Origin of the sequence: Halomonas colorata, assembly GCF_014897985.1 — a bacterium.
In the GTDB taxonomy this organism is placed as follows: Bacteria; Pseudomonadota; Gammaproteobacteria; order Pseudomonadales; family Halomonadaceae; genus Vreelandella; species Vreelandella colorata.
Genome location: NZ_JABUZA010000078.1, coordinates 1 through 6,178 on the forward strand (window position 1 = coordinate 1; position 6,178 = coordinate 6,178).

Sequence of the window (6,178 nt, forward strand, 5' to 3'; positions counted from 1 at the left end):
ATAACTTGTCACCGGTTGAGTATGAAAGGCGTTACTTTAAGAGCCTAACGGGTGTCTAGAATATCCGGGGCGATTCAGTGCTCCTCGTGGATATATTCGTTGTGCTGAGTCTGTAACGATTGTGATAGTAGCGTCTTCTGCAGCGTGGCGGACAACCGCGCGTAGTTGATTGGCGGAAAGATCCTGCGCCTCGTCTACAACGATCACGTCATACTTGAATCTAGGTTCGGCTCGCATCATATCCACGGCGAGATCGTTGAAATCTCTAACACCGTTCGATTGCTTCCACTCAAGGTAGGGAACTACAACCTCATCTAGCAATTTCCTGCGCACATCATTCGGCATCGCAGGAGATCCGCCGCGACCACTACGCCTGATCATTGGATATTCATCCAGACGCTCAGGTGGGAGCCTTCCCAGTAAATACTCAACCTCGTCTACAACAAATGATGTGTCGCGGGGAAATGAAATGGCAAGTTGGCTAAGATATCTTCGTGCTTCATTCGCGCTATTCATCCCTAATGTATTTAGTGTGTCTATTGCCCACCTATCGAAAGTCGAAATAAACATGCGCACATCGCCCGCATAATCCGCCATTTCATCTTCAGCAACGACTTGTAAATAGCTACGCAATGAGTTGTTGAAAGCGAGTACTAATACGTTTGCTGGCAATCGATTATCGTTACGCAGTTGATTTACTGCTGCGCCTGTCGCAGCCCTAAGCGCCAGCAACGCAGTAGTAGTCTTGCCACTTCCGGCAGCACCGCGAATGAGCGAAGCTCCGGTCTGAATCCGCCTGACTATAGTGATTTGCTCGGGTGTTGGCTGAACCCGCTTAAGTACCCGCATAACCAAAATGCCCCTGGCAGGATGATAGACACATGAATATTTAGCGTATCATGCATTTTTTTAGTACGTTAAGCCATCACAACCACATAACGTCGAAAAGACCTCTGAACTTTCCACTTCGCAATGGAGGGCCCACACTAAACGATGCACAATCTTTTGATAGAAAGTATGGTTTATCTGAGCCAGGGTAGAAACATATCGCGTAGCTATGCCAACTGTGTCTTGGCGCAGCGGAAAAGAGATTTATCACTTTACTCCAGTCTTCAGGAGGACCTGTGCTTCATCGTGAACCGCATTGCACCACAAAGGGCTGGGCCCATTTTACTCGCGGCGGCGTTAATCGTCGTTGATTTGGAATAAACAAACCGCTCTCCTTCTGCCTTGCCGCGAATAAAAACGGGCACCAGCGCGGCAATGAGTGAAACATCAACGGGCCCTAGGTTCATCTCAACGTATTTATCAAAATTAAACCGTTTTGGTACAGGAAAAAGAAAGAATATCCCACTCGGCTACCAATGTACGTACTTCGACCTGGAAAGCAGCCATTAGTTAAGTATGCTCGAAAAGCGGCATAATGTGGAAAAACTCATTGAGCGAGTTGTACTAATCTAGGGGGAGGTCAGTGGCACTTCAAACTAATGATAAAAACGATCTTTCATTGGTGATTGAAGCTGACGCTCACCAGAACCGTAGCTATAAGAATGTGCGTTTATTTCAGAGGGCGGCTACTTTGACCGAAACTTTGAACACGCTGTAGAGTTCCACTTCCCCGCCGACAGCCTTTTCGGGATCAAACAGTGCGAGATTGATGCCGTCGCTAACTGAACTACGATAGACCACACCGTCGAACCCTTTCTTCTTAATAAACTCACACAGATACTGGCTCGGAATGTAGTCGATTGCCGCACCAGTCGGCTGAACAGGTCGAGTCAATTCCTCGCCAAGACGCTCAAGGAATGGCAAATCGGCGCGCAGTTGGTCAATTGCACTAGACTCGGAAAAGATGAAAGGTGAAACGAGCTTGCGCGGATTGCGCAAGTCCACTGCTTTAATCTCTGGGATCGTGAAATCGGCAACGCAAGCAATCTCACCGGTATGAGGTCTGATCTCGGCCACTGCAGTTTCGGGGAGTGATCCCAGATAAAGATAGGGAATGCCTGCTGGATTAGCTCGGCCATGTGATGAGCGTCTTTTCGGTGGCGCCCCCATCTTTTCAATTTGAAAAACCTCGTCTTCGGTTCGGATGCGCGCTCGATACCATTGCCGGGGCAATTGCCGCGCCAACAGCATCTCGAGGAGTTCACGGAGACGCTCTTGGTCGATTTCAACATCAAGAAACCAGCGATTGGCATACATCATCTCGTCACGCAGCTTATCCCACTGCGCGAGGCCTTCACTGATATAGCTTGAAGACGGTGCAAAACCTTTTCTTACGATTTCACCATCATCGAGAATCTCGCCAAGCAGCTCCTTAGCGTGGGCGGTGTCCATGCGCCTATGACTGAAAAGCTGCCAATCCTCCTTCATCCATTCAACCAGTAGCTTACCACCCTCACTAGGCTCATAGACGTTAACTAGGAGTTCAAAATAATTGGCGAGCTTAAAAGGCTCTACCAGTTGGGTATCTGCGGTGCCACAGAAATCGCAGGTTCCATGATCGGGATCGAGAGACGGGAAGAGCTCATCACGCAAGGCACGATCATCGAAGCACTCCGGACAACAGAATCGCTTTGACATAGAACTCAGCCACAATAGTTGGCAAGCGTCTCAATGTGGTGCTTCATCGAGAGCTTTTTAATGTAACCGAGGCCTGGAAAATGGCCTTTAGCATGAAGGGCGCGAAATTCCTTAATCGCCTCGGTTTCGCGAATGTGGGAGGTGCCGCTATCTAGTTTTGCGATCAACTTTTCCAACGCCTGAGCGAACTTGCCAGCAGGGTCGGTTGGAGTGTCATTTGTATTCGAGACAAAATGATAGATGTACATGACATCGTCCTTGTCAGGATCGATGAAGGTTAAGTGGATCGCTACAGCATAAGCCGGGCCACCACTCTCGCTGTAAACGTCACCCGCAATCAGAAAGTCACCGAAGCCCGCCATACCAAGTTCACCACAAGTGACATGGAGGTCTGAAAATTCCTCTATAGGCGGATAATCGGCATTGCGCTGCCGCTTGAAGCCATCGCGCACGAGAATGCGCTTGCTCTGATCAAAATGCTTACGGTAGAGCAGCTTTGCATGGTCTTCGATGAAGACGTTGGTGAGGCTGGGCATGTCATTCTCCAGCACAACCGCCAGCGCCTTGGGGGCTGTAAATCCCCCGTGGACTAATACGGGACGATGATCGGCATGTTGGTCATAGCAGGCCATCACTTCGTCGGCATTCATGTCATTACGTAGCAAAATGCCTGCGGAGATATTATCAACGCCGCTAAAGTCTACTTGGAGGAGACCGGTGATACTCGCTCCGTCTTCCTTATGGTCACCGTGATAAGGGTTTACAATCACAATAGCGTGCCCACCGGCGTCGCATATTGCAGTCAAGGTCTTCTTAAGACTATTAAGCGACTCCCTTACTGGTTCAATTACAGGTACAAAACTCTTTTCAGCGAGTAATTCTGACATTTCGCGAATAGTAATGAGTTCGAATTGTTTTCCGCGGAAGTATGGATAATACATACGTATGTCAGCTCCAAGTCATAGCTCGATGTAGCGGAGTCTTAATGGCATCGATCAGTCTCGAATGATCCGAACGACGCACCGATATAGACAGCGCCGCAGCTTGCAAGGACTTAGGCAAACTATCAACGAAGTCGCTTAGTAGTGCAAGATTGCGCGTCCGTTTGAGCGTACGCACCATCTCTGCATGTAACGCAACCGGGTCTAGCTCAGCGAAAAAGGCTCGCAACATCGCATGTCTCTGCGTATTGGGAACCTCCGGCACTATAACACCCATTGCTTGCAAAATTGTGATAGCTTCAGCCATGCGCAACGACTCAAAAACGGTTACTGGGCAGATTCGCGCCGGGCAGTCTACCGCTTCGCGCACCGTTGTGATTCGATAGCGGTTTGAAAGGCACATTACACCTACATCGCTCGGAACCGTTCGCATTATTCCTGCTACATGACCTTCACTAGCGATCACATTCACTTTGGCGAAAACTCGTTTGTAATCCTCGACTTGATGGTCAAGGCGTGCAAGAGAATCACGCTCCGACTTGATTTCATAGACGGTGGCAGTGCCATTCAAAATGACGAGATCAGCCTTACTACTGCCTGCACGAAACTCATTGAGCATCGAAGCTGTGCGCAGGGAATGTTTTCCCATTAACACTTTCTGGCTAATCGCTGCTCGATAGATATATTCGTCGCGCTGTCCCACGACCTTTAAAATCTCGAATGCAGAGTCGAATGTATCGCCCACAGTCCCATATGGGTCGGCATGCTCAAGCAGATTGGCTTGCCCGAGCAGCCGACGGAATAAGCTAGATTGGCCTTTTTTCGCCATCTCGCGGAAAACAGCGGCGGAGAACAGTCGAGTCAAGGCGGACAGTTGCGATGTACTATAAATGTTCCTTCTCCTACTTAAGCCGTCCACTTCGAACCAAGCAGGGTGCATAAGTAATAACCTCCCCCCGCCTCTAGCAAGAACGGCAGCATCCTTTTCCACCGTTCAGAGCCACAATTTCATCCTTACCTATCTTCAATACTAAGCGTAGACCCAGCATTAAAGATTTTTTGCCAGGTTACATAAATGGCATCCCATGCAAATATTAAGCTGGTACTCACTCCCACTCAATTATTAAAATATATAAAAATTCCTTATATATCAATATCTTAATTACTAGACGGTTTCACAATACCATGAATAATGCCATGTCGCGCATCTAAGATCAGTCAAGATTCCACGAGCCGCCGCGATATTGGTATGCACCATTGAGGATGCCTGCCAGCCAAACAGGAACAGTCGCGCTCTTGAACCCGCCGAACTGAACCAGTTGCTCGCCCTCGGTGTCCAGCATCGCCACCGGCAGCTCGGGCAGCATGCCCGTACCAATTCCACTGGGCGGAAACACGTTGCCGAAATCACGCTTCAACAGCAGGCGCGACGTGGCCTTGCCTAAAGTCATGAATGTCTCCTTGCGGACCAGCCAGTAGCACTCAACGCCCGATGCAGTGTACCGCTCCTGACGACGTGTGAAGTCGCGTAGATGCTGGTAGGAGCGTTGCAGCTCGATTACGATGGTGCGACCGGAAACCGAAAAGAGAACATCAGCCTCCCACTTGTCGCCGCTTGGTGATCGGCCCGGCACCTCGTCGCGGTTCTCGATACCCATGCCGGTTAAGGCGGCCATCACTGCGGTCTTACCCGACTTATGCCATTTTGTCTCGGGCGCAGTACTGCACTCGTCCGACAGATGGGCGAAGAAAGGCAAGCCATTGATGCTTGTCTTGAGTACTGCCGGTGCCTTGCAGCAAGGCATCATGAAGTCACCTAACTGCGCCGCCGCCTTCAACGCCTCCCACTCGGCGCCGGGAATAGAAGCCGCATCCACCGGCCGACCATCGCGGGTCCAAGCTGCTTGCGTCATAGTTGCCTCGTTGCAGAGCCGGAACGCGTGCAATCGTCCCCGAACGCCTCGTGCATCTGCCGCAACAGAATTGCCAGCTCGTCCGGGTTGCCGTCGCGACGGACTTCGGCAAGCAACTCCGCCGCATAAGTCGGATCGGCCCGGAATTGCTCGGCCATCGCCTCTCTATGTGGTCTGTCTTTCATTTGATGCCATTCTCCTAGCCAAGGTCATGATATCTGCACCATCCTTACCCCGATAATAGACGTCTATTCGTCCTCCATCACCTTTTCGTAGGTACAGCCCCGTCTGATAGAGGCCTCTTGGATTGTGAACTTCGGGCCTAATTCTATCTGTAGCGCATGCATACGCAGACCAAAGAAATCGAAATGTTGAAGGTCTGTCTTTAATTCATCAATAAATGTAGATTTATAGGCGTTTGCATCAAACCCTTGAAACGGCACTCCAGCCGTATCCAATGCAGCAAAAACTCTCGAAACCGCAGAATTAAATATCGGCAACAAGTCCAAATACACCTGCTTGGTAGGATAGCGATCTTTTTTTGCTTTGGCCCACACTCTCTCGAAGGCAAGGCCATTTTCCAGAGTGATAAATCTAGATAAAGCATTGCTCTTACCCATTGGATTTATGTGCACCGATTCACGACGTGGGTCGAGGCGACGGTAATGACTCCAACTTATTGATAGTGTTTTATGTTCAGATAATGCCCGATGACTTTGTCATGCAGCTCCACCGATT

General features: G+C 49.8%; 8 protein-coding genes. All 8 read right to left on the bottom strand.

Translation table 11 applies throughout. From position 1 onward, the window contains the following. Positions 1 to 36: 36 nt before the first annotated feature. Positions 37 to 849 (bottom strand): UvrD-helicase domain-containing protein, encoded by an 813-nt coding sequence (locus INT33_RS20570; RefSeq protein ID WP_193092905.1) that lies wholly within the window; start codon positions 847 to 849, stop codon positions 37 to 39. Positions 850 to 1,563: 714 nt separating this feature from the next. Next, positions 1,564 to 2,541 (bottom strand): RES family NAD+ phosphorylase, encoded by a 978-nt coding sequence (locus tag INT33_RS20575; protein ID WP_225736079.1) that lies wholly within the window; start codon positions 2,539 to 2,541, stop codon positions 1,564 to 1,566. Positions 2,542 to 2,591: 50 nt separating this feature from the next. Beyond that, positions 2,592 to 3,527, bottom strand: coding sequence for a sce7725 family protein (locus INT33_RS20580; RefSeq protein ID WP_192537352.1), 936 nt, complete (start codon positions 3,525 to 3,527; stop codon positions 2,592 to 2,594). A gap of 7 nt (positions 3,528 to 3,534) precedes the next feature. After that, complete coding sequence (locus INT33_RS20585; RefSeq protein ID WP_192537354.1) at positions 3,535 to 4,467, bottom strand: sce7726 family protein; 933 nt, start codon at positions 4,465 to 4,467, stop codon at positions 3,535 to 3,537. Between the two features lie 274 nt (positions 4,468 to 4,741). Then, positions 4,742 to 5,440, bottom strand: a complete 699-nt coding sequence (locus INT33_RS20590) for a competence protein CoiA (RefSeq protein WP_064157305.1) — start codon at positions 5,438 to 5,440, stop codon at positions 4,742 to 4,744. Continuing rightward, positions 5,437 to 5,598, bottom strand: a complete 162-nt coding sequence (locus INT33_RS20595; RefSeq protein WP_226940290.1) for a hypothetical protein — start codon at positions 5,596 to 5,598, stop codon at positions 5,437 to 5,439. The genes INT33_RS20590 and INT33_RS20595 overlap by 4 nt, the downstream gene beginning before the upstream one ends. A 90-nt stretch (positions 5,599 to 5,688) precedes the next feature. Beyond that, positions 5,689 to 6,060, bottom strand: a complete 372-nt coding sequence (locus tag INT33_RS20600; RefSeq protein WP_226940291.1) for a hypothetical protein — start codon at positions 6,058 to 6,060, stop codon at positions 5,689 to 5,691. Positions 6,061 to 6,116: 56 nt separating this feature from the next. Beyond that, on the bottom strand, positions 6,117 to 6,178 hold a 62-nt coding region (locus tag INT33_RS21635), incomplete at its 5' end, for an IS1 family transposase (protein WP_071528444.1).

What these genes read in the sequence shown, in the direction of transcription:
- INT33_RS20595 (WP_226940290.1), bottom strand. Translation starts at nt 5,598, where the DNA reads ATGGCCGAGCAATTCCGGGCCGATCCGACTTATGCGGCGGAGTTGCTT.
- INT33_RS20570 (WP_193092905.1), bottom strand. Translation starts at nt 849, where the DNA reads ATGCGGGTACTTAAGCGGGTTCAGCCAACACCCGAGCAAATCACTATA.
- INT33_RS20600 (WP_226940291.1), bottom strand. Translation starts at nt 6,060, where the DNA reads ATGGGTAAGAGCAATGCTTTATCTAGATTTATCACTCTGGAAAATGGC.
- INT33_RS20580 (WP_192537352.1), bottom strand. Translation starts at nt 3,527, where the DNA reads ATGTATTATCCATACTTCCGCGGAAAACAATTCGAACTCATTACTATT.
- INT33_RS20590 (WP_064157305.1), bottom strand. Translation starts at nt 5,440, where the DNA reads ATGACGCAAGCAGCTTGGACCCGCGATGGTCGGCCGGTGGATGCGGCT.
- INT33_RS20585 (WP_192537354.1), bottom strand. Translation starts at nt 4,467, where the DNA reads ATGCACCCTGCTTGGTTCGAAGTGGACGGCTTAAGTAGGAGAAGGAAC.